Source organism: Alkalihalophilus lindianensis (assembly GCF_032843265.1).
In the GTDB taxonomy this organism is placed as follows: Bacteria; Bacillota; Bacilli; order Bacillales; family Bacillaceae_D; genus Alkalihalophilus; species Alkalihalophilus lindianensis.
Genome location: NZ_JAWJBA010000361.1, coordinates 1 through 270, shown reverse-complemented (window position 1 = coordinate 270; position 270 = coordinate 1). Strand labels below are relative to the sequence as shown.

1 protein-coding gene is annotated in these 270 nt (G+C 41.5%); it reads left to right on the top strand.

Going from position 1 to position 270, the window contains the following annotated elements; all coding sequences use genetic code 11:
- Window positions 1-270: PLP-dependent transferase (locus RYX56_RS22580; RefSeq protein ID WP_317124151.1), on the top strand; the 270-nt coding region annotated here is incomplete at both ends.

Sequence of the window (270 nt, the reverse complement as noted above, 5' to 3'; positions counted from 1 at the left end):
AGCACGTGTTCAAGTGTTACGTGACACAGGGGCTTCCTTAAGTCCATATAATGCGTTTCAAATAGCGTTAGGATTAGAGACGTTACACGTTCGTATGAAAGAGCACGTTGCAAACGCTAGACGGATCGTTGAATATTTAGAACAACATCCGGGTGTAGATTGGGTGTTGTATCCAGAAAAAGATGATCATCCTTCCAATGAGTTAGCGCAAAAATATTTACCAAAAGGTGCTGGGTCAATTGTTGTTTTCGGTATTAAAGGTGGTCGAGA